The organism is Pseudomonadota bacterium (assembly GCA_030860485.1).
Classification (GTDB): Bacteria; Pseudomonadota; Gammaproteobacteria; order JACCXJ01; family JACCXJ01; genus JACCXJ01.
Genome location: JALZID010000194.1, coordinates 15,715 through 35,611 on the forward strand (window position 1 = coordinate 15,715; position 19,897 = coordinate 35,611).

Annotated in this window: 21 protein-coding genes and 1 pseudogene; 7 read left to right on the forward strand and 15 right to left on the reverse strand. The window is 65.6% G+C overall.

All coding sequences use genetic code 11. The annotated features are described in order from the left end of the window. Positions 1-9: 9 nt before the first annotated feature. From M3461_10625 to M3461_10635, 3 genes are all read right to left on the reverse strand, one after another. Entirely contained in the window at positions 10-597 is a 588-nt protein-coding gene (locus M3461_10625) for a DUF3501 family protein (protein MDQ3774771.1), read from the reverse strand. A gap of 18 nt (positions 598-615) precedes the next feature. Continuing rightward, positions 616-1,950, reverse strand: coding sequence for a heterodisulfide reductase-related iron-sulfur binding cluster (locus tag M3461_10630; GenBank protein ID MDQ3774772.1), 1,335 nt, complete (start codon positions 1,948-1,950; stop codon positions 616-618). Positions 1,951-2,074: 124 nt separating this feature from the next. Continuing rightward, positions 2,075-2,488, reverse strand: coding sequence for a rubrerythrin family protein (locus M3461_10635; protein MDQ3774773.1), 414 nt, complete (start codon positions 2,486-2,488; stop codon positions 2,075-2,077). 277 nt (positions 2,489-2,765) lie between these two features. Here M3461_10635 and M3461_10640 point away from each other — a divergent pair, with 277 nt between their 5' ends. The 3 genes from M3461_10640 to folE2 all read left to right on the forward strand — a co-directional run bounded on the left by M3461_10640 (position 2,766) and on the right by folE2 (position 4,988). Beyond that, the gene (locus M3461_10640) at positions 2,766-3,014 is read left to right on the forward strand and encodes an exodeoxyribonuclease VII small subunit (GenBank protein MDQ3774774.1); all 249 of its coding nucleotides are present in this window, start codon (positions 2,766-2,768) and stop codon (positions 3,012-3,014) included. Between the two features lie 138 nt (positions 3,015-3,152). Then, positions 3,153-4,046 carry a (2E,6E)-farnesyl diphosphate synthase gene (gene ispA, locus M3461_10645; GenBank protein ID MDQ3774775.1) on the forward strand — a complete coding sequence of 298 codons (894 nt, stop codon included), beginning with the start codon at positions 3,153-3,155 and terminating at the stop codon, positions 4,044-4,046. A 102-nt stretch (positions 4,047-4,148) separates the two neighbouring features. After that, complete coding sequence (folE2, locus tag M3461_10650) at positions 4,149-4,988, forward strand: GTP cyclohydrolase FolE2 (protein ID MDQ3774776.1); 840 nt, start codon at positions 4,149-4,151, stop codon at positions 4,986-4,988. 331 nt (positions 4,989-5,319) lie between these two features. Here folE2 and mazG read toward each other — a convergent pair whose 3' ends face one another. Beyond that, entirely contained in the window at positions 5,320-6,084 is a 765-nt protein-coding gene (gene mazG / locus M3461_10655; GenBank protein MDQ3774777.1) for a nucleoside triphosphate pyrophosphohydrolase, read from the reverse strand. Between the two features lie 188 nt (positions 6,085-6,272). On the opposite strand from mazG, the gene M3461_10660 reads away from it, so the two are divergent. The 3 genes from M3461_10660 (at position 6,273) to M3461_10670 (ending at position 8,691) form a co-directional block, all read left to right on the forward strand. Then, positions 6,273-6,845 (forward strand): HNH endonuclease, encoded by a 573-nt coding sequence (locus M3461_10660; protein ID MDQ3774778.1) that lies wholly within the window; start codon positions 6,273-6,275, stop codon positions 6,843-6,845. A gap of 160 nt (positions 6,846-7,005) precedes the next feature. Next, positions 7,006-8,172, forward strand: coding sequence for a pyridoxal phosphate-dependent aminotransferase (locus M3461_10665; GenBank protein ID MDQ3774779.1), 1,167 nt, complete (start codon positions 7,006-7,008; stop codon positions 8,170-8,172). 228 nt (positions 8,173-8,400) lie between these two features. After that, complete coding sequence (locus tag M3461_10670; GenBank protein ID MDQ3774780.1) at positions 8,401-8,691, forward strand: Lpp/OprI family alanine-zipper lipoprotein; 291 nt, start codon at positions 8,401-8,403, stop codon at positions 8,689-8,691. Positions 8,692-8,783: 92 nt separating this feature from the next. Here the strand turns inward: M3461_10670 and M3461_10675 are convergent, their stop codons facing one another. From M3461_10675 to M3461_10700, 6 genes are all read right to left on the reverse strand, one after another. After that, positions 8,784-9,752 (reverse strand): L,D-transpeptidase family protein, encoded by a 969-nt coding sequence (locus tag M3461_10675; GenBank protein ID MDQ3774781.1) that lies wholly within the window; start codon positions 9,750-9,752, stop codon positions 8,784-8,786. Between the two features lie 38 nt (positions 9,753-9,790). After that, complete coding sequence (galU, locus tag M3461_10680) at positions 9,791-10,699, reverse strand: UTP--glucose-1-phosphate uridylyltransferase GalU (protein ID MDQ3774782.1); 909 nt, start codon at positions 10,697-10,699, stop codon at positions 9,791-9,793. Between the two features lie 70 nt (positions 10,700-10,769). Continuing rightward, on the reverse strand, positions 10,770-12,245 hold the full coding sequence (locus M3461_10685) for a mannose-1-phosphate guanylyltransferase/mannose-6-phosphate isomerase (protein ID MDQ3774783.1): 1,476 nt from the start codon (positions 12,243-12,245) through the stop codon (positions 10,770-10,772). Between the two features lie 31 nt (positions 12,246-12,276). After that, positions 12,277-12,882 carry an amino acid kinase gene (locus M3461_10690; protein MDQ3774784.1) on the reverse strand — a complete coding sequence of 202 codons (606 nt, stop codon included), beginning with the start codon at positions 12,880-12,882 and terminating at the stop codon, positions 12,277-12,279. Then, positions 12,869-14,260, reverse strand: a complete 1,392-nt coding sequence (gene pabB / locus M3461_10695) for an aminodeoxychorismate synthase component I (GenBank protein MDQ3774785.1) — start codon at positions 14,258-14,260, stop codon at positions 12,869-12,871. The genes M3461_10690 and pabB overlap by 14 nt, the downstream gene beginning before the upstream one ends. Then, positions 14,242-15,273 carry a hypothetical protein gene (locus tag M3461_10700; protein MDQ3774786.1) on the reverse strand — a complete coding sequence of 344 codons (1,032 nt, stop codon included), beginning with the start codon at positions 15,271-15,273 and terminating at the stop codon, positions 14,242-14,244. Before M3461_10700 ends, pabB begins: the two co-directional genes overlap by 19 nt. Positions 15,274-15,691: 418 nt before the next feature. Between M3461_10700 and M3461_10705 the strand changes: the two are divergent. Next, positions 15,692-15,951 (forward strand): annotated as a pseudogene (locus tag M3461_10705) (IS3 family transposase). Positions 15,952-16,141: 190 nt separating this feature from the next. Here M3461_10705 and M3461_10710 read toward each other — a convergent pair. The 5 genes from M3461_10710 to M3461_10730 form a co-directional block, all read right to left on the reverse strand. Continuing rightward, positions 16,142-16,363, reverse strand: a complete 222-nt coding sequence (locus M3461_10710) for a hypothetical protein (GenBank protein MDQ3774787.1) — start codon at positions 16,361-16,363, stop codon at positions 16,142-16,144. A 54-nt stretch (positions 16,364-16,417) separates the two neighbouring features. Further along, complete coding sequence (locus M3461_10715) at positions 16,418-17,425, reverse strand: hypothetical protein (protein MDQ3774788.1); 1,008 nt, start codon at positions 17,423-17,425, stop codon at positions 16,418-16,420. 177 nt (positions 17,426-17,602) lie between these two features. Further along, positions 17,603-18,337 carry an SDR family oxidoreductase gene (locus tag M3461_10720; GenBank protein MDQ3774789.1) on the reverse strand — a complete coding sequence of 245 codons (735 nt, stop codon included), beginning with the start codon at positions 18,335-18,337 and terminating at the stop codon, positions 17,603-17,605. Then, on the reverse strand, positions 18,334-19,578 hold the full coding sequence (locus tag M3461_10725) for an acyl--CoA ligase (protein MDQ3774790.1): 1,245 nt from the start codon (positions 19,576-19,578) through the stop codon (positions 18,334-18,336). The genes M3461_10720 and M3461_10725 overlap by 4 nt, the downstream gene beginning before the upstream one ends. Beyond that, positions 19,575-19,820 carry an acyl carrier protein gene (locus M3461_10730; GenBank protein ID MDQ3774791.1) on the reverse strand — a complete coding sequence of 82 codons (246 nt, stop codon included), beginning with the start codon at positions 19,818-19,820 and terminating at the stop codon, positions 19,575-19,577. Before M3461_10730 ends, M3461_10725 begins: the two co-directional genes overlap by 4 nt. Between the last annotated feature and the right edge of the window lie 77 nt (positions 19,821-19,897).

Below are 19,897 nucleotides of genomic sequence, written 5' to 3' on the forward strand. Positions count from 1 at the left end.
CGGATAAGGTCAGTCGAGGTCCGCGAGGAGGGCATCGCGGATCTGGGATGGGATCGGTTCGAGCGCATGGCGATAGGCGCCGTGGTCGATGCCTGCGCAAAGACCGGCGCCGCCTCTCAGGGCGACCCGCATCTCCGGATCGAGCTCGAAACGCAGGAAGTGGACGGAGGAGGTCTTTTCCGCGGTATCGCGCGGGAGGTCCTCATCGGCGATCGCGAATACCGGGGCATGGCCATCGACCCGCAGCCATACCCGGTCTTCCACGCCGATCAAGAGCGCCAGGGCGCGGCTTCGCTCGGCCGGGTCCTCGTACTCAAACATCATGGTGGCCTTGAGGTTGGTGCCGTCTGGGATCAGGGGGTTGTAGGTCCCGATCTCAGCCTCGATCGCCTCTCGCTCGAAGATCCGCTCGACGCGCAGCATCTCCTGGATCTGATACTGGACGGTGAGCCGGTCCTCGAAATGGAGGCTCACGTGCGGCCCGATACCCACAATGCGCTTGCGCTTGTGCGCCATCACCTCGGCGCGGAAGCGCGGGCGCTCGACGGCGTATTGCTCGAGGCCCAGGAGATCGGCGCGCGTCAGTCGCTGCACTATGTTCAGAACCGGTAGGGCTCAGATGCCGTAGGCGAAGCGCAACAGGGATAGCGGGTGGCTCACGGGCATCTCGCCCGACAGCCCGTGTTCCAGGTGGCTCGCGGCCAGCGGGCAGTCGCTCGTGCAGCGATCGGCACCGGCCATGCGGCTCACCACCGGCCGACCGATCTTGACCGCGATTTCGTGGGTCTCACGCTTGACCCCATAGGTACCGTCATGCCCGGAGCAACGCTCGATGCGATCGATGCTCGTGCCCGGTACCAGCGCCAAGACCTCGGCAGTCCTGGGGCCCATGTTCTGTACCCGCTGGTGACAAGGGACGTGATAGGCGATCGTGCCGAGCGCGTGCTTGAAGTCGGTCTTGAGGCGCCCTGCCTTGTGGCGCAGGACCAGGTATTCGCAGGGGTCGAAGAACCGGGCCGCGACCTGCTCGATGGGTCCATCGCCCGGGAACAACAGGGGCAGCTCCTTCTTGAACATGAGCACGCAGGACGGGACGACGGCGACGACGTCCCAACCGGCCTCGACCCAGGGCAGGAGCGCCGCCACGTTACGGCGTGCCTGGCGCTCGACGGCTTCGAGATCGCCCTGCTCCAGCCGCGGCATGCCGCAGCACACCTCGTCTTCGGCGAGGCGCACCGGGACCCCGTTGTGCTCGAAGACGGCGATGAGGTCCTCGCCGATGCGGGGCTCGTGGCGGTTCCCGTAGCAGGTGGCGAATAGCACCACCTTTCCGGTCGTCTCGGCGGTCGGCGCGGCGGCCGGACCCACACGCCAGCGCTCCTGCTTGCGCAAGGTTGGGCTATGGAACACCGGCAAGGGGGCGTCGGGATGGATGCCCAGGGCCTTGTCCATGAGGCGGCGGACCGGACGGCTCAGGGTAGCCGCATTCGCCAGCGCGGCGACCACTGGGATGGTGCCGATGCGGCCGACAACGTCCGTGGCGCCGAGGATCCGATCGCGCGTCCGAGTCCGGCCCGCGTGGTGAGAATGCGCCTTGGCGCGCAGCATCAGATGCGGGAAATCGATGTTCCAAGGATGCGGGGGCACGTAGGGGCACTTGGTCATGTAGCAGAGATCGCAGAGATAACACTGCTCCACGACCCTTGGGTAGTGCGCCTTATCGACCCCATCGACCTCCAAGGTCGGCGAGTTGTCGACCAGGTCGAAGAGGGTCGGGAAGGCATTGCACAGGCTCACGCAGCGCCGGCAGCCATGGCAGACGTCGAAGACGCGCGCGAGCTCGGCGTTGAGCGCGGCCTCGTCGTAGAAACCGGGCTCCTTCCATCGGATCGGATGGCGGGTGGGGGCCTCGAGACTGCCCTCGCGATGGCCCTCGGATCGCTGACTCATGTTCATTCCGCTCGTCCGTATCCTGGGCCTGGAAATGCCGAGCCGGGCCCGCGGCCCGGCTCACCTTGCAGGGTGGTCGGCACCGCTGCACCCCTCACACCGCGGGGCGGGGCCCGGCCCGGTTCTAGAGGGTGTCCAGGGCCTTCTGGAAGCGGTTGGCGTGAGAACGCTCGGCCTTGGCCAGGGTCTCGAACCAGTCGGCGATCTCGCCGAAGCCCTCGTCGCGGGCCGTCTTGGCCATACCCGGATACATGTCCGTGTACTCGTAGGTCTCCCCGGCGACGGCGGCCTTGAGGTTGTGCGCGGTGTCTCCGATGGGCAGGCCGGTGGCCGGATCGCCCACCACCTCCAGGTATTCCAGGTGCCCGTGGGCATGCCCGGTCTCGCCCTCGGCCGTCGAGCGAAACACCGCCGACACATCGTTGTAGCCCTCCACATCCGCTTTCTGGGCGAAGTAGAGATAACGGCGATTGGCCTGCGACTCGCCCGCGAAGGCGTGCTTGAGGTTGTCCTCGGTCTTGCTGCCTTTGAGTGCCATGCGACTTGCTCCTCGATGGTCTGCATATAGATGAGTTGGGGTGACGTACGAACTGGCGCTCGACGATCGGGGCGACGACGCTTCGGCCCCGAGGTCGATTTAGACTAAGTCTAAAGGGTGGAAAGGAGTCTAGGACCCCCCCGCTGCAATGTCAACTCTAAGCGCGCGGCCACCGGGTACGCGTTGACCCCTCGAAGGTCGTGCGCTAACGTAAGTTCCGGTGGTGAAACAGGCGCTCGGAAGATCGATGCGAACATAGACGGCGATGCGAACGTAGATGGCGAAGAGAACGACCGGCTTCCAATTCGAACAAGCGCTCTCGGCGCTAGAGGCCTTGGTCGAGAAACTGGAGAGCGGGGAACTGTCGCTGGAGGAGTCGCTCACGCACTTCGAACGTGGGATCGCCTTGACCAGGGCATGCCAGAAGTCTCTGGCCGAAGCCGAACAGCGGGTCAAGGTCTTGATCGAGACGGACGGTCGCGAACGGCTCGCGCCGTTCGAGCCGCCAGCGCCGGGTCCGACCTAGTCGGGCATGCTGCGGGCCAACGGGATGCCGCGGCAGCACGGCGCGCGCCTCCGCCGCCGACCCACCACATCGGGCCAACCATATCCTGGCCTCGCATCGGGCCGACACCATCGGGCCAACCACATCGGAGACTTACCCATGTCTTCATTCTCCGCACGCCTGCCGGAGCTCGCGGTGGCCGTCGAACACGCACTGGAGGGCTGGTTACCGGCCCCGAGCATCGCGCCCACGGACCTGCACCAGGCCATGCGCTATGCCGTGCTTGGCAACGGCAAGCGCATGCGGCCGCTGCTGGTCTACGCGACCGGGGCGACGCTCGGGATCCCGCGCGAGGCCCTGGACGGCCCGGCCTGCGCCGTCGAGCTGGTACACGCCTATTCGCTGGTCCACGACGACCTCCCGGCCATGGACGACGACGATCTGCGGCGCGGCCAGCCGACCTGCCACAAGGCCTTCGGTGAGGCCACGGCGATCCTGGCCGGCGATGCCTTGCAGGCGCTGGCCTTCCATGTCCTGGCCCACGATGGGGCGATGCTGGCGTCTGCCGGGCACCGCGTCCAGATGATCGACACGCTCGCGGTGGCGAGCGGCTCGCGCGGTATGGCCGGGGGACAGGCACTGGACCTCGCCGCCGTGGGCCGCACCCTCACCGTGGCCGAGCTGGAGAACATGCACATCCATAAGACCGGGGCCTTGATCCGCGCGAGTGTGGTGCTGGCCGCGATGTCGAGCCCGGAGGTAGAGGCGGGGGTCGTGGCGCGACTGGACCACTATGCTAAGCACATCGGGCTGGCCTTCCAGGTCCAGGACGACATCCTGGACATCGAGGGGGAGACGGAGGTCATCGGGAAACCCCAGGGCTCGGATATGGCCCGCGACAAGCCCACCTACCCGAACCTCCTAGGGCTGGAGGGGGCGCGGCGCGTCGCGGCAGAGCTGCACGCCGAGGCGCTCGCCGGGATCGAGCCCCTGGGCGAGGCCGGCGAACCGCTGCGTTACATGGCGGCCTACATCACCCATCGGGACCGGTAGGGAGGCGCCGGGTAGCGGGGGGGCCCGAATGCGTTTAAGATCCACGCGGTGCCCGACGCCGGTCACCCCACAGAGACCATTCCCATCGAGGGTATCGAAGCGATGAACGAAAGGGCGCACGCCATCCCCGAGATCCCGGACATCCAGAGCAGCGAGGATACACGCCGGATCGACATCGACCGCGTCGGCATCAAGGACATCCGTCACCCCGTGGTGGTGCGGGACCGCTCCGGGCGCGAACAGCACACGGTCGCGAGCTTCAACATGTACGTCGGCCTGCCCCACAACTTCAAGGGCACCCATATGTCGCGCTTCGTCGAGATCCTGAACCACCATGAGTACGAGATCACGGTCCAGTCCTTCAAGCGCATGATGGCGGAGATGTCCGATCTCCTGCATGCCAAGGTCGGCCACGTCGAGATGACCTTCCCCTACTTCGTGATGAAAGCGGCGCCCGTGAGCGGGGTCAAGAGCCTCATCGACTACGACGTGACCTTCATCGGCCGAGTCCAGGAGGGGGTATCGAGCATCCAGGTCAAGGTCGTGGTGCCCATCACCACCCTGTGTCCTTGCTCCAAGGACATCTCCGACTACGGCGCCCACAACCAGCGCTCCCATGTCACCGTGCTGGTGCGGATCCGGGACTTCCTGTGGATCGAGGAGATCATCGACATCGTGGAGTCGGTCGCGTCCTGTGAGCTCTATGGCCTCCTCAAGCGCCCCGATGAGAAATACGTCACGGAGCGCGCCTACGACAACCCGAAGTTCGTCGAGGACATCGTGCGCGATGTCGCCGTGCGCCTCAATGAGGACGCGCGCGTGGCGGCCTATGTGGTGGAATCCGAGAACTTCGAGTCCATCCACAACCACTCGGCGTATGCCATGCTCGAGCGCGACAAAGACGCCGCGCGGCCGGCCAGGGATTACTTCTCCAGGACGTAAGTCCCCGGGGGGCGTCCCCCAAAACCGGACGCCGGGCACTGCCGAGCGGCGGGGGCTCGGCCAGGCCGGGCGCCACCCGTCAAGATCCCGACGCCTGGCGGGGGATCGCGGCGTCAACGCCCGTCAGATAGTTGACGAAGCCTCTGTCAGGGGACCGGATCCTATAGCTAACTCATTGTATAGGAACGACGCATTCTAACAGAGCACGACTCGTGCTTGTATATCAGCGCGCACGTGTCCTAACAGACAGTGCTTCCTCCTTAATTGGTTGTTGAGGGTGCTCTCCGCACCCTCTCTTTTTTTTCAGCAGCCGTTCCCAGCCGGCACCCGGTCAGTAGCCCTCGGCCTTGGCCTCATTCCACAGGGCATCCATCTCCGCCAAGTCCGCATCGCCCAACCCTCGCCCCGCGTTCGCGAGCCGACGCTCGATGAAACGGAAGCGTGCCTCGAATTTCGAGTTGGCCCGCCGTAGGACCATCTCGGGGTCCATGCCGACGAAGCGGGCGAGATTGACACAGGCGAAGATCAGATCGCCGATCTCCTCCATGACCGTCGCGCTCGTGGCCTCCGATCCGCCTACCAGGGCCTCGTGGACCTCCGCAAGCTCCTCTCCCACGGCATCGAGGACGGCGCTCGTTTCACGCCAATCGAAGCCGACCTCGGCGGCGCGCTTCTGGAGCTTGTAGGCCCGGGTCATGGCGGGCAGGGCAAGCGCCACGCCATCCAGCCGGCTCGAGGTCCCTTGCTGGACCCGCGCCGCCCGCTCTGTGGCCTTGCGCGCTTCCCAGGCGGCCTGCGCACCGGCATCCAGGCCCGCGGCATCCGCAAACACATGCGGGTGTCGGCGCACGAGCTTGGCCGCAAGGCCGCGGGCGACCGCTGCCAGGTCGAAACCCCCGCCCTCGGCAGCGATCTGTGCGTGGAAGACCACTTGGAACAACAGGTCGCCCAGCTCGTCCCTGAGGTCGTCCAGGGCGCCCCGGTCGATGGCGTCCGCGACCTCGTAGGCCTCTTCGATGGTAAACGGGATGAGCGAGGCGGAGGTCTGCTCGCGATCCCAGGGGCAACCGGAATTCCGATCCCGCAGACACGCCATGATCTCCACGAGCTCATCGATGGCCTGCACGACCCCCTCCGCCGACTCGTTCCCGGTCTACTGGCCGGGTGTCTACTTGATTTCGTAACGCATTTAGCATAAAAAACGAGATTGCATCGAGCGGGATGCTGGACGAGGGTGCAGCATCATCATAGCCCCAAGCAACGGCGGTTGCGACGGTCCCCGACATGGCACCACTGATCTTGCGCCTGGACGTCACCGGGTCCCCCATCAGGTGGATCCCGTGGCAGGACGCGGTATGTCTCTACAGCAGGGACATGATCGCGTGGACCGCGGGTGAGAGGGTGTTCACCTTTTTCGGGGGAACTTGCAGGCGCACCGGCTGCCGCTCTTCGGTCTCTGTCAACTCGATCGTCGCGGTCAAACGTACGCGGAGGCTGAAGGCGACCAAGCGCGGGGTCCCTCCGCTCAACAATCGGGAATTGTTCCTGCGCGACGGCAACCTGTGCATGTACTGCGGTGACGAGTTTCCCGATGGGCACCTGACTCGCGACCACGTGATCCCGCTGTCCCGTGGGGGAGATGACCGTTGGTCGAACGTCGTGGCCGCGTGCAAGCACTGCAACACCCGCAAGGGCAGCCGCACGCCCGAAGAGGCCGGGGTCGGCCTGCTCGCCGTCCCTTACGTCCCGAACTGGGCGGAGTTCCTGGCGCTCTCCAATCGCCGCATACTGGCGGACCAGATGCAGTTTCTGAAGACGCAGTTCAATAGCCACAAACGTCTACTCAGTTTCCAATAAACATCGGGGCCAATAAAAACCAGGGCCGGCGGCACGATCGCGCTTTGCCGGGATGAGTAGCGCCTTCGGCAAAGAACCGCATGGGGTGGAGGACACGGGACCGCTCCCCGAGCGGCTGCGCGCGCCGGTTCGATGGGCGGGGGCGCGCGGCAGCCGGCGGATGCACGCCGTGCAGGATCCCGTGATCCCCTTCGTCGCGGATCTCATCCGCGCGCATCCGGGCACCATCTCGCTGGGGCAGGGCGTCGCTTTTTATGGCCCGCCGCCCGCCGCCATCGCGCATATCCAAGATTTCGCCGCCGACCCGGACAACCATAAGTATGGTCCGGTGCACGGGATCCCGGGGCTCTTGTCGCTCATCGAGGCCAAGCTGGCGCGCGAGAACTTGATCACCGCGGGGATCACCGCGGGGGCCGCCGCCGGGGCGGGATACCGCGTCATCGTCACGGCCGGCGCCAATATGGGCTTCGTTAATGCCATCTGCGCCATCACCGATCCCGGCGATGAGGTCATCCTGCCCCTGCCCTATTATTTCAACCAGGAGATGGCGATACGCATGCTCGATTGCACGCCGGTCGTGGTCGCGACCGACGAGCGGTTTCAGCCCCGCCCCGACCTCATCGAGCGCGCCATTACCGAAAAGACCCGCGCGCTGGCCACGATCTCGCCCAATAACCCGAGCGGCGCGGTCTACCCGGAGTCGACCTTGCGAGCGATCAATGCGCTGTGCCGTGCCCGTGGCCTCTACCACATCAGCGACGAGGCCTATGAGTACTTCACCTACGGCGCCGCCCGCCATTTTTCGCCGGGCTCTATCCCAGAGGCTTGCGAGCACACCATCTCGCTCTTCTCGCTGTCCAAGGCCTACGGTTTCGCGAGCTGGCGGATCGGCTATATGGTGGTCCCGGAACACCTCTATCCCGCCATTCTGAAGATCCAGGACACCAACCTGATCTGCGCCCCCGTGATCTCCCAGCATGCAGCCATGGGCGCGTTGGAGATCGGCGCGGCCTATTGCCGCGAACGGCTGCCAGCCATCGACCGGATGCGGCGCAGCGTCCTGGACGGCCTGACCGCGCTCGGATCACGATGTGAGGTGGGGCCGACGGAGGGTGCGTTGTACGTGTTCACCCGGATCGACACGGCCCTGTCGGCGATGGATCTGGTACGTTGCTTGATAGCCGATCACGGCGTCGCGGTGATCCCGGGGCACACCTTCGGCATGGACCGAGGGTGTTACCTCCGGGTGTCCTTCGGGGCCTTGGACCGCGACACTGCCGACGAAGGCGTGCGCCGTCTGGTGCGCGGCCTGCGGGCGCTGGCCTGACGGACGATGGGCCCGGCTACTCGGCATCCGGGCGACGTCGGGGCTCGAGCACGGGCCGTTGACACCGGGGCGCCGGACCCTGGGCTGACCCGCCAGGGGACGTCGCATCCCGCCTGTCGCGCTGCAAGGGCGTATGATTTGCGCATCGCGAAAAAATGGTTCATGATTATCCTAATGCATGTCACCATGCATTGGGGCCACCGATCAATAAGTTAGAAGGAGACAGCTATGCAACACACCTTGAAGCTAGCGGCACGTAGTGCGGCCATCGCCCTCGTAGCGGGACTGGGGGCAGGCTGCGCGACGGGTGGGGATCTCGAGAGAGTGGAGGGAATCGCCACAAACGCTGCGACCGCGGCACGAACGGCTACGGACACTGCCACCAGTGCCCAGAGCGCGGCCAACGATGCGGCGGCGGCGGCGGCGGAGGCCCAGCGGACGGCCGATGCGGCTCAGGCTTGCTGCAACGAGACCAACGACAAGCTCGATCGGGCTTGGGACAAAGGGATGCGGAAGTAGTCTCGAACCTTACCGTACTCGGGAACCCTGTAACGCCCACGTTACCTATACCACGGCGTTACAGGGTTTCTTTTTGGTTAATGCTCAGAGGCTTACTGAGGCGCGTCCCGAAAGCCGACCCCCGCCTCCACACCCACCGCCCGGCTGATGCGCACCGGTATGCCCTTCCGGTCCGACACGGCCTGCTGCAACCCGTCCCAGTCGACCGCATGCCCGCCGTCGCGGGTCGCCTCGGTGACCAGACCGACCACCTGCGTGAAACCATCGTGGAAGGCGGCCGCATCCTCGTCGAGCGGGGGGTGGGTCTCGATATAGAGACCCCCGCTGAGCCAACCGAGCTTGAAGGGCTGGTTGACGATCCGCACCGGCGTCCCCACCCGCACCTCGCCGAACAGCCGTTCGATGTCCTTGGGATACAGGCGCAGACAGCCATGGGTCACGCGCATGCCGATCCCGAAGGGCTTGTTGGTTCCGTGGATCAAATAGCCGTCGTGCCCGAGCCGTAGGGCATATTGCCCGAGCGGATTGTCCGGACCGGGCGGAACCATCTTGGGCAGAGGATCGCCATCCGCGGCGTGTTCCTTCCGTATCGACGCCGGCGGATACCAGGCCGGGTTTAAGGTCTTGGCGACGATGCGCGTCACGCCCTGGGGGGTTTTCCAGTCCTGGCGGCCGACGCTCACGGGATTGGTGATGACGACCCGCGGCTCCCCCGGCTTGGCCTTGGGATAGTAGTAGAGCCGCATCTCCGGGACGTTGATCACGATCCCCTCGGGCGGCGCCTGGGGCAGGATGTACTGGCTCGGGATCATGACCTCGGTGTCGGCGCCCGGGATCCACGGATCCACCTTGGGGTTTGCGAGCCGCATGTCCTGATAGCCCTGATCGTAGGCCAGCCCGATGTCGAGGAGGGTGTCCTCGTATTCGCTCGTCGTGACGCCGATCGAACCGACCACGGTATCGCCGTTCGCGGGTAAGAACACCGTATCGGGACGCGCCGGGGTCGCCCAGAAGAGCGCGCTCAGGGCAGAGAGCGCGGCAAGGGAAAATAATGTCTTCATGGGCTTACGGCAACCACCTTGTGAGGATCCGACGGTCTTCAGCCCGCCTTGCGTTGCGCCGGTGACAGGCTCTCCGCCATGAGACAGTGCAGATAGCGCTCGAAGTCCTGCTTGAGCTCCGGGTGCTCCAAAGCGTACTCGACGGTGGCCTGCAGATAGCCGAGCTTCGAGCCACAGTCATAGCGTTTGCCCTCGAATTCCAGCGACAGCACGGTCCTCTTCGTCAATAACTTGGCGATGGCGTCGGTCAGCTGGATCTCGCCGCCGGTACCTTGCCGCGTGTTTTCCAGGATCACCATGATGTCGGGCGGCAGGATGTATCGTCCCACGACCCCGAGGTTCGACGGCGCGACCTCGGGAGCCGGTTTCTCGACGATGCTGTGGATCTTGCCGACGCGCGGCTCGATGGTCTGCGTCTCGACGATCCCATAGCGGTTGGTTTCCTTCTTGGGGACCGGTTCCACCGCCAGGACACCGCAGTTGTAGCGGTTGTAGAGGTCGACCATCTGGGTGAGACAGCCGCGCTCGCGGCCGGCGATCAGGTCGTCGGCGAGCAAAACCGCAAAGGGTTGGATGCCGACCACAGGCTTGGCGCACAGAACGGCATGCCCGAGCCCGAGTGGCTCGGCCTGGCGGATATAGATACAGGACACCTCGGGCGGCAGGATGTTCTGGACGAGGTCGAGCAGCTTGGCCTTGTTGTGCTTGCTGAGCTCGACCTCCAGCTCATAGGCCTTGTCGAAGTGGTCGGGGATCGACCGTTTGTTGCGCCCGGTGACGAAGATGAGCTCGGTGATCCCGGCCGCCACCGCCTCCTCGACCGCGTACTGCACGAGCGGTTTGTCCACGATCGGCAGCATCTCCTTGGGATTGGCCTTGGTCGCCGGCAAGAACCGGGTCCCGAGCCCGGCGACCGGGAATACGGCCTTTTTGATCGCTTGTGTCATGGTGTTCGACTCTCCAAGGCATTTCGCTTGCCCTTTCCTTCGTATACGGTTATGCACGCTGATAGGCGTCTTAGAAGCGCACGATGTCGTCCTCTCCTAGATAAGGCCCCGATTGGACCTCGATCACCTCCAAGGGGATGGTGCCCGGGTTCTCCAGCCGGTGCTTGACCCCGAGCGGTATGTAGGTCGATTGATTCTCCGAGAGCAGGAACGCCTCATCCCCGCGTACGACTCGGGCGGTCCCGCGCACCACGATCCAATGCTCGGCGCGATGATGGTGCATCTGCAGCGACAGCTTGCCGCCAGGCTTGACGACGATGCGCTTGACCTGGAAGCGTTCTCCCTCATCGAGCCCTTCATAGCTCCCCCAGGGGCGATAGACCCGCCGGTGGTACAGTCGTTCCTCGCGGCCATGATCCTTCAGCCAAACTATGATTTGCTTGACGTCCTGCGCGCGCTCCTTTGCGACCACCAGGACGGCGTCCGCGGTCTCGACGACGACCAGGTCTTCGCATCCGAGCGCCGCCAAGAACCGCGACTCCGAGCGCAGTACGTTCCGGCGCGAATCGATGGCGCACACGTCACCGTGGACGACGTTGCCGTCGGGGTCTTTTTCAGACACCTCCCAGAGGCTCTGCCAGGAACCGACGTCGGACCATCCGGCGCCGAGCGAGACTACCACGGCCTGACCGTCGGCGCCGGCGATCCGCTCCATGACGGCATAGTCGACGGAGTCGCTCGGGCAGGCGGCGAAGGCGTCCGGGTCCAGGCGTAGGAAGTCGCTGTCCTCGGCGGCCCCGTAACAGGCCGTCCGGCACGCGGCGAGGATGTCGGGCCGGTGCGCCTCGATGGCCGTGAGCCACGCCGAGGCGCGCATGAGAAAGATCCCGCTGTTCCAGTGGTAGCCACCGGCGGCCAGATAGGATGCGGCTGTGGGCGCATCGGGTTTCTCGATGAAGGCATCGATCCGGTGGATCTCGTGGATGCGCCCCTCCGGCGTTCGTGGGATCGCGGTGATGCCACGGTAGACAGCGCCCTGCCGGATGTAGCCGTAGCCGGTCTCAGGCCGGTCCGGCACGATACCGAAGGTCACCAGCGCCCCCTCGTCGGCCGGTCCGAGACCACCGGCCACCGCTCGCAGGAAGGCGGCGAGATCGCCGACGATGTGGTCCGAGGGCATCATGAGCAGCAACGGGTCCTGCCCATCCTGGTTGCAGAGGAGGGCCGCCGAGGTCAAAGCCGGCGCGGTGTTGCGCCCGATGGGCTCGAGCACGATGCGGGACGGGCGCATCCCCGCCTGCCGCACCTGCTCGGCGACCAGGAAACGGTGCTCCTCGTTACAGACGATGAGGGGGTCCGCGACGCTCAGCCCGCCGGCCTCGGCACGCCGATCGTCTCCGAAGCCACGGAGCCGGGTGACGGTCTGCTGGAGCAAGGTCGCGGTGCCCAAGAGATCCAGGAACTGTTTGGGATAATGCTCCCGCGATAAGGGCCACAGGCGGGTGCCGCCCCCGCCGGCCAGGATGATCGGATAGAGCATGGTCATCGATCGTCGCCAACAATAATGAGATAAATCCTCATGAGGCAATGCGCGTCTCGGGTCGCGCCGCATCCCGCACGATCGGTCCGATCGCACGGTGGTCGGTGCGCCCGAGCCACCACGCCTCCACGGCGGTACACGCCAGGGCACCGGGGAAAGCGGCGTCCAGGGATCCCTGCGCAGAGAGATCCGGGGCCCGGTGAATTCCCGGACTCGGCGCGCGCGATTTGACCAGCGCCAGATCCGTCGCACCCATCTGTCCCGCGACCCACAGCGCCAGGCTGTCGGAGCTCACCTCCCAGGACGCAGGCACCCCCGGCGCGCCGTCCGATCCCGGGATCCACACCGGCACCCGGCCCGTGGCGAGTGCCTCGCGGATCTGTGACAGGCCGGTGGCGGCCACGAGCCGCCCCTCGATCCCCGCCATCATGAGCCCGTACTGGCTCATGGCCAAGAGCGCCATGGCATGGGCGCTCGTGTCGGCATAGCCCTGGTGCGCTTGAGCACGCCGCACGAGATCGGCGAACGGTCCCCCGCCCGGCACGATCACGGCCCTCCCCCCGCCCTGCAGGGCGAGTGCCGCGAGCCAGGCTGGCAACTCCGCCGCATACGCCAGGCTCCCGCCGATCTTAACCACCCACATGCGATCTGCTCACGTAGCTCAAGAGTCGTAACAAGGCCTGGGCCTTGTCCAGGGTCTCCTGGTACTCGGCCTCCGGGTCCGAGTCCATGACGATCCCGCCCCCGGCCCAGGCATGGATCCAGCCCCCCTGGTAGACCAGCGTGCGGATGGCGATGTTCAGGTCCATGGCCCCGTCGAAGCCGATGTAGCCGATGGCACCGCAGTAGACCCCGCGCCGGTGGGGTTCCAGCTCCTCGATGATTTGCATGGCCCGGAGCTTGGGCGCGCCCGTGATCGAGCCCCCCGGGAAGCACCCTTCCAAGAGGTCCAGGGCGTGGCGGCCGGGCGCCAGCCGACCCGTCACGGTGCTGACCAGGTGGTGCACGGTCTCAAAGCTCTCGATCTCGAAGAGGGCGGGCACCCGAATAGAGCCGAGCGCGCAGGTCTTGCCGAGGTCGTTTCGCAGCAGATCCACGATCATGAGGTTCTCGGCGATGTCCTTGGCGCTGACGCAGAGCTCCAGGGCCAGTGCGCGGTCGCGCACCTTGTTTGCGGAGCGGGGGCGGGTGCCCTTGACGGGCCGGGTCTCGACCCTACCCCCTCTCACCTCCAGGAAGCGCTCCGGCGAGGTGCTCAAGACCGCCCCCTCGGGCAGGCGCAGATAGGCCGAGAACGGCGCCGGGTTGAGCCCCTGCAATGTCCGGTAGGCATTCCAGGCGTCGCCCTCGGCCGGTGCCGAGAAGCGCTGGGCGAGGTTGACCTGGTAGCAGTCCCCGTCCCGGATATAGCGCTTGATGCGGTCGAACGCACGCCGGTAGTCTCCGTGGTCCATATTAGAGACCACCGTGGAGAGCACCCGGAACGGCCGCCGCGGTGCCGGGGCCGCGCCGCCGAGGACGAGCGCGCGGATCGGCCCCCATTCATCGAGGCTACGCTCATCCCGGCCGGCACACACGAGATGGCTCTGCCGTGTCGCATGGTCCACGATCACGGCCCAGTCGTAGAGGCCGATGCAGAGGTCGGGAACGTCCAGATCCGCCGCCGCAAGGCTCGGGAGGCGTTCCAGCCGTCGCGCCAGATCATAGGCGAAGTAGCCGATGGCCCCGCCCCCGAACGGCAGTGCCGAGGTTGGCGGTTCGACCGGCGAGAGCGCCTCTTTGAGCAACTGGAACGGGCGGGCCTCGGAGACCCGGGTTACCAATCGAGACCGGATCTCGGTATGGCGTCCGCGGCTCGTGAGCGTCAGGTACGGCTTCGCGGCGAAGACATCGTAGCGCCCCCGGCCCCCGCCGAAACCGCCGCTGTCGAGGAACACCGAGCCGGGCAGGTGGGCGAGCCCCGCGAATCGTGCCCCGGTATCGCGCTCGTAGTCGATCTCTTCTATTCGGGGGTAGGGCATGCCTTCATGAGGTAGGCGAGGGCCGCCGCAGGCGCGCACCGGGCGCCCTTTTCGCGGAGCGGGTCCGGCCCTTCCAGGAACGCGGAAAAGTCCACGTAGGGATGATCGAGCTGTCTCGCCAATTCCCGCACCAGAAAACGCCCGACGCCGGCACCGACAAACGGCACGCGGCTTTCGGGATCCCGCGACAGCATCCGCTCTAGGGCCTCGCGCACGGTCACGAGCTGCGCCTGCGCCAGATACGCGGCGAGCGCCTGCCAGGCGCGCATCGGGGCAGCCGTGAGGTCGCGCCCCAGCATCCGTGCGATGCGCCGCGCGCAGTCCTCGGGCGCCGTGCCGGCCCCGTCCGCGGTCTCGCGCGGTCGCTCCCCGAGCCGACCGAGGAGGCCGTAGACGTCGGCCATGGTCGCGAAGTGCTCGGCGGTCAAGCGCTGCCATTCCCCGGCGAACGGGACCCGGTCCGCCACCGCCATGATCGGGGTGCGGATGGCGCCGGTATAGACCAACTCCTCGCTCCGCAGTCGCTCCCCGTCGGTATAGCCCTGGTATTGTACCCGTCCCCCGCCGAAGCGGACGAGATCGGTGGTGGTGCTGCCGATGTCGATAAGCACCCCGCGCTCGGCCTTCAACGCGGCAAAGGCGCCGCTCGCATGCCAGTTCGCCGAGGCCACATCGAGGGCGTGGTCCCCGGACCGTGCCGCGCCCATAAAGCCCCGGCGGCCGGCATAGACCAGGATGCGATGGCTACCGAGGCGCCGGACCATGTAGCTCACCAGTGCCCGCACGCCTTCCTCGCGGTCACGAAAGCAGTCGGTCAATTCTCCAGTCATGGTGAGCGCATGGCGATGCGTGTCTTTGCCGAGTCTGGTGGGCAGGGTAGCGAGGGCGCCCTCGAGCCGATGGAGGCCCTCCCAGAGCCGGTACGGTACCTCCCAGACGCCCGCCAGCCGCCCCGCCGCGTCGAGCGCCGCGCACTTGAGGTGGGCACCCCCGATGTCCCAGCCCGCGATCATGGGGTCATCACCGGGCGATGGACCGTGGACCACCTCCACCGTCTCCGTACCGGTCCCGATGGCCTAAGGCGCCAGTGCGAGAACCTGGTCGAAGACCCCGAGGATCGCGGCGGCGACGTTGATATCCAAGGCCTCGGTGAGCCCGACATAGGTGGTGGTGAGCCTCGGATTGACCTCGACCACGATCGGAGCGGACCCGAGGGCGTGAGGATGAGATCCACCCCGACATAGGCCCGCGAGCGGTGTTGTCCCGGCGAATCGCCCGGGCCAGGGGCTCGAGCGCCGGCCGTCGGTACCAATGTAAGTGAGGCACCGCCAAATTACTGTAGAGCAGTGAGGTACTCAGCAATGATTGACCATGTGAACAGCACGGGATCCATGGGGCCGGGGCTGGCGACGGAGGGAGCCCGTAGGGCGACTGGAGTCGCCAGCCGGCGGCGCCCACCGGAGCGCCGTCAGGCCCGATCCCGAAGTCCTGCCGAAGGCCAAGCGTCGGGCGTTCACCGCGGCGTACAAACGGGCCATTCTGGAGCGGGCCGACCGCTGCACAGCCCGGCCAGATCGGGGCGCTGCTGCGCCAGGAGTGCTTGTACTCGTCTCCATCTGACCAAGTGGCGTCGTGAGCGCGACGCCGCTCTGGAGGCGGCCCTGGCGCCGCACAAGCGGGGACGCCCCGCCATCACGCGGGACCCGAAGGCGCTGCGGGGTACCCTTCTTGAAACCGATCGCCCGGCTGAACTGGTCGTTCAGGATCCCGAATCCCACGGGACCAGGGCTGCTCTTGGTATGCAGGAACAGGAGGCTGTAGTCGGTGCCTTCGATGCGCACCGTGAGCAAGGTGCCCGGGCGAAGCAAGCAGTTGCCGCTCTTAAACTCTGAGCCTTTGGGTGAAGAACGCTGTCACAAAGCCGGGCATGGGCGCGGGCTTGGGGTCGTCGATCTCGACCTTGATGTGGGGTACCCAGACAAACAGGTGGCGCACGTACGCTTCCAGCGCGGGCTTTTCAATAGCCGATTGCGCTGGCTTCTTAGTGTCGGAGGCCGAGGCTACAGCAATCGCGAGGGCAAGCGTGGTGAAGAATCGATGCATTGCAATTCCATTGTAGGCAGCCGCCAGTGGCCCAGGTTTTCAGCCTGCGGATCCTCAGCCCCGCCGGCCACCCGCGCGACCCCCGGCTGGTATGCTCTCCAGCCCGATGTCGGTCATCTCCGACCCCACGACGGATTGCTGCGTGAACCGCCGGTCCCGGTGGAACAGGTAGGTTTCAGGTTGCGTGGGATACTCCGCGAATCGCGCTTGCGCCAGCAGACTCGCCACGTCATCACGCGTCGTCATGGCAAGCACGACGTGAGCCCCATTCCGCCGCAGAATCCGACTGAGGGTCTGAATACCCGGTGTGCCCATCCGGATCCAGGCCTCCACGAGCACAACGATTCGGCCCACCGTCACTCCCGACCGCGGACCCAGCGATACCACGGCCTGCGCCTCGGGATCGCCGGCGCTTTCCACCAGGGCGTGCCGCGGGCCGGGACGGTGGAAGAACCTCCATTTAACCAGCTCTCGGTCCCAGCGCACCTGGTCCCTCATGGCGGAGCGATTCAGTGATGCCGCCAGACGCTCCAGCTGATCGCAACCGGGATCCATTGTCAGGCGGCAACCTTCTACCTCTCTCACCTCGGTTCCAAAGTACCGCCGCGGCTGCAAGACGCCCCCGGTCGCACGGCTCAGGCCAAGGGTGAGCGCTCCCGAGAACTTCTTGGTCACGCGCCGAAACCAGCGGCTGGGCACGGGCTGGCACTGCATATGGCGGTAGGCCTCCGATAACGGCGGCACAACGCCGGGTATCAACGCGTGCTCTTGCAGGTGAAGGGATTTCTTCAGCAGCCAGAATCCGGTGCCGAAGCGATACTCCGGACGCACCGCCAAGTTGTGCAACGTCGGGCAAAAACATTCCTTGCCGTCGATCAGCCAGGGCAATCGCATACGGTGGATGCATCCCACCACCTCGCTCTCGCCGATCACGCCGACGAGGAAGTCATCGTAGCCGATCGCGCTGGGATTCCAACGATAGAGCCAGTCCAGGTACTCTTTAAGCCCCTGATAGCACCCTCTTCCGTACTGCTCTTCGGCAAACCGTCGGTAGCTGTCCAAGTACTGATCCGAGAAGGTAACCCAGCGAGGTGTTTCCATCGCCTACAGAAGATCCAAGGCTTTCAGGATGCTCGCCGGAACACACACCCAGCCGGCAACCGCCCTTACCCACTTCCGCTTGTGTACTGTTTGAATACTCACCGCCCCCCGGAAATCTCCACCCGGCTCTGGCCATCCCTACGCCGTGCTTCCCGCGTCCACCGTAAACGTGGCGCCCGTGATCGACCGGCCGTCGGGGCCCACGAGAAACGCTACCGCCGCGGCCACCTCCTCCACGCACACCAGCCGCCCTAGGGGGCTCCGCCGTTGAATCGATTTCAGCTTCTCCGCATCCAACGACCCGGTCATATCGGTCTGCATGTATCCAGGCGCCACGGTATTCACCGTAATGTTGGCCTTGCCCAGTTCGCGCGCCAGCGAGCGCGTGAATCCTGCCATCGCAGCCTTGGTGGCTCCATACACCGACAGCCCGTTGAAGCCCGTGCTGGCGATGATCGACGAGATGTTGACGATTCTTCCGCCCCCTCCCAGCAGCAGCGATCGCACCACGTACTTCGTCAACAGCACTGCCGAGAGCAGGTTCACCCGGATGAGTTCCTCGATTTCGGTCTGGTGCATCGTCGCCAGCACGCCGTCGTGGCCAATCGCCGCGTTGTTCACCAATCCGTACAGCCCGCCGGTCTCGGCGACCGTGCCCTTGACAAAACTCTGGATAGCCCCGGTCTCCCGCAAGTCAAATTCGCGGAACAGCACTCGTCCCGCACCCTGTTCGTCGATCAGCGACTCCAGCTCGGCCGTGCATTTTCGGCCCGTCGCCACCACGGCATACCCGGCACTTTTCAGACGGCGCGCAATCGCCAGTCCCAGACCGCGAGTGGCGCCCGTCACCAGGATGCACTGTTCTCCGCTCATCGCCTGGCTAGTTTTCCAGCCTGTGTCACCGGGATGTCGTCCACAATCCGGATCAGCGCCGGAACCTTGTGCCCGGCCAGGTGAAGGGCGCAGTGGGCAGCCAGCTCCCGTTTCCAGTTACTGGCTTCGTTCCCCACATCGGCCACCACGTCGGCGGCGACCACCTGGCCGGTGATGGCGCTTTTCTTTCCATAAACTGCCGCGATCCGCACTCCCGGAAACGAGCCAATCACCCGCTCGACCTCTTCCGGCTGTACCTTGTTCCCGCCCACATTGATGGCGCCGTTCGCGCGTCCCAGGAACACGAACCGGTCGCTCTCTCCGGCTACCAGATCGCCAGTGTTGATCCAGCCCTGCTTGTCGAACAGGGACTCGCGAGCCCCGAGATAACCCTGGTCCCGGTTTTCGGTCCGCACCAGCAGGAATCCCTCGGTATCCACTCGCAGCTCTACACCGGCCGGGGGATGCTCCACGAAGCTCTTCGGGAAGCCGGCCCGGCCGTCATTCACGGCAAAGCCCACACCCGCTTCGGTCGAGGCATAGATTTGGGAAATCCGCGCCTGCGGATACTTCCGCCTCAACGCATCGAGAATTGGCTGATCGCTGATCTCGCCGCCCAGCGTGACTTGGCGGAACGCGAACTTCTCGGCGGCTGTGGACATCAGAATCTTTCTCAACATTGTCGGAGTCGCCGAGAGCGCGTTGCAGTGGTTCCGGGCCAGCCACTCCAGCCGGCGCTCCAGCGGCTGGGTTGGGTCGCTCAAGATCAAGCTCGACCCGGACAGCAGACTGTTGAAAAACACTTGTAGTCCCGCGAACCGCGCCAGATCGTAGAGAAGTCCCCAGCGAAAGCGAGCGCCCGCTTGCGGGTCCTTCTTGGACGTGCGCGTCAGCGAGCGCAGCGTGTGCGAGACCAGCTTGGGAGTTCCCGTAGTTCCCGAAGTCGCGATCACCCAACGGGTTTCCCCGAGCCACGACGGTTCGGACTCGAATACCTCGGTCAAGCGCCGCGCTACGGGTTCCTCCAGGTCAGAAGGGACGATCAGCACCATCCGGGCGCGGGCTTCGGCGCACGCCATCGCCTTTGCGCATTCCAGCGGATCGTGACTCCCGATGATCACCCGTTCCGCCGCGCCGCGCCCTTGTCGCATCCGTACGGCATCTCCGGCGGTGACCACGCCCCGTTCCGCAATCCAGAGCTCCCGGCCCGGATCCAGCCGCGCCAGCGCTTCGTCCATCATGCCGGACCTGCCGAGGGCGCAAAGCGGGCGTACACCTCGACGAACTCTCGAAAGGTTTTGGGATACACTGGCTCCTCCATCATCGTGAACGGATCGTATCCCAGTTCCTCCTCGAGCTTCACCACCAGGATCGCGAATCCTAGCGAATCCAGCCCGGTCTCGAGCAGGACCGCGTCGTCGTCCAGTGGACTGGCGAGTTCGACCTTGCGAACTCGAAGGGCCTCGAGAAAGTTCCTGGTAATCTTCTCCCGGATGGCTCCCAAACTGTCCTTTCCTGTTGTGCCCAAGACCCGCCCCCGCCTTACTCAGCTATAATGAT

Coding starts and splice junctions, on each gene's coding strand:
- M3461_10630 (MDQ3774772.1), bottom strand. CDS start 1,950: ATGAGTCAGCGATCCGAGGGCCATCGCGAGGGCAGTCTCGAGGCCCCC.
- M3461_10635 (MDQ3774773.1), bottom strand. CDS start 2,488: ATGGCACTCAAAGGCAGCAAGACCGAGGACAACCTCAAGCACGCCTTC.
- M3461_10640 (MDQ3774774.1), top strand. CDS start 2,766: ATGGCGAAGAGAACGACCGGCTTCCAATTCGAACAAGCGCTCTCGGCG.
- ispA (MDQ3774775.1), top strand. CDS start 3,153: ATGTCTTCATTCTCCGCACGCCTGCCGGAGCTCGCGGTGGCCGTCGAA.
- folE2 (MDQ3774776.1), top strand. CDS start 4,149: ATGAACGAAAGGGCGCACGCCATCCCCGAGATCCCGGACATCCAGAGC.
- mazG (MDQ3774777.1), bottom strand. CDS start 6,084: ATGGCGTGTCTGCGGGATCGGAATTCCGGTTGCCCCTGGGATCGCGAG.
- M3461_10660 (MDQ3774778.1), top strand. CDS start 6,273: ATGGCACCACTGATCTTGCGCCTGGACGTCACCGGGTCCCCCATCAGG.
- M3461_10665 (MDQ3774779.1), top strand. CDS start 7,006: ATGCACGCCGTGCAGGATCCCGTGATCCCCTTCGTCGCGGATCTCATC.
- M3461_10670 (MDQ3774780.1), top strand. CDS start 8,401: ATGCAACACACCTTGAAGCTAGCGGCACGTAGTGCGGCCATCGCCCTC.
- M3461_10675 (MDQ3774781.1), bottom strand. CDS start 9,752: ATGAAGACATTATTTTCCCTTGCCGCGCTCTCTGCCCTGAGCGCGCTC.
- galU (MDQ3774782.1), bottom strand. CDS start 10,699: ATGACACAAGCGATCAAAAAGGCCGTATTCCCGGTCGCCGGGCTCGGG.
- M3461_10685 (MDQ3774783.1), bottom strand. CDS start 12,245: ATGACCATGCTCTATCCGATCATCCTGGCCGGCGGGGGCGGCACCCGC.
- M3461_10690 (MDQ3774784.1), bottom strand. CDS start 12,882: ATGTGGGTGGTTAAGATCGGCGGGAGCCTGGCGTATGCGGCGGAGTTG.
- pabB (MDQ3774785.1), bottom strand. CDS start 14,260: ATGCCCTACCCCCGAATAGAAGAGATCGACTACGAGCGCGATACCGGG.
- M3461_10700 (MDQ3774786.1), bottom strand. CDS start 15,273: ATGATCGCGGGCTGGGACATCGGGGGTGCCCACCTCAAGTGCGCGGCG.
- M3461_10710 (MDQ3774787.1), bottom strand. CDS start 16,363: ATGCATCGATTCTTCACCACGCTTGCCCTCGCGATTGCTGTAGCCTCG.
- M3461_10720 (MDQ3774789.1), bottom strand. CDS start 18,337: ATGAGCGGAGAACAGTGCATCCTGGTGACGGGCGCCACTCGCGGTCTG.
- M3461_10725 (MDQ3774790.1), bottom strand. CDS start 19,578: ATGATGGACGAAGCGCTGGCGCGGCTGGATCCGGGCCGGGAGCTCTGG.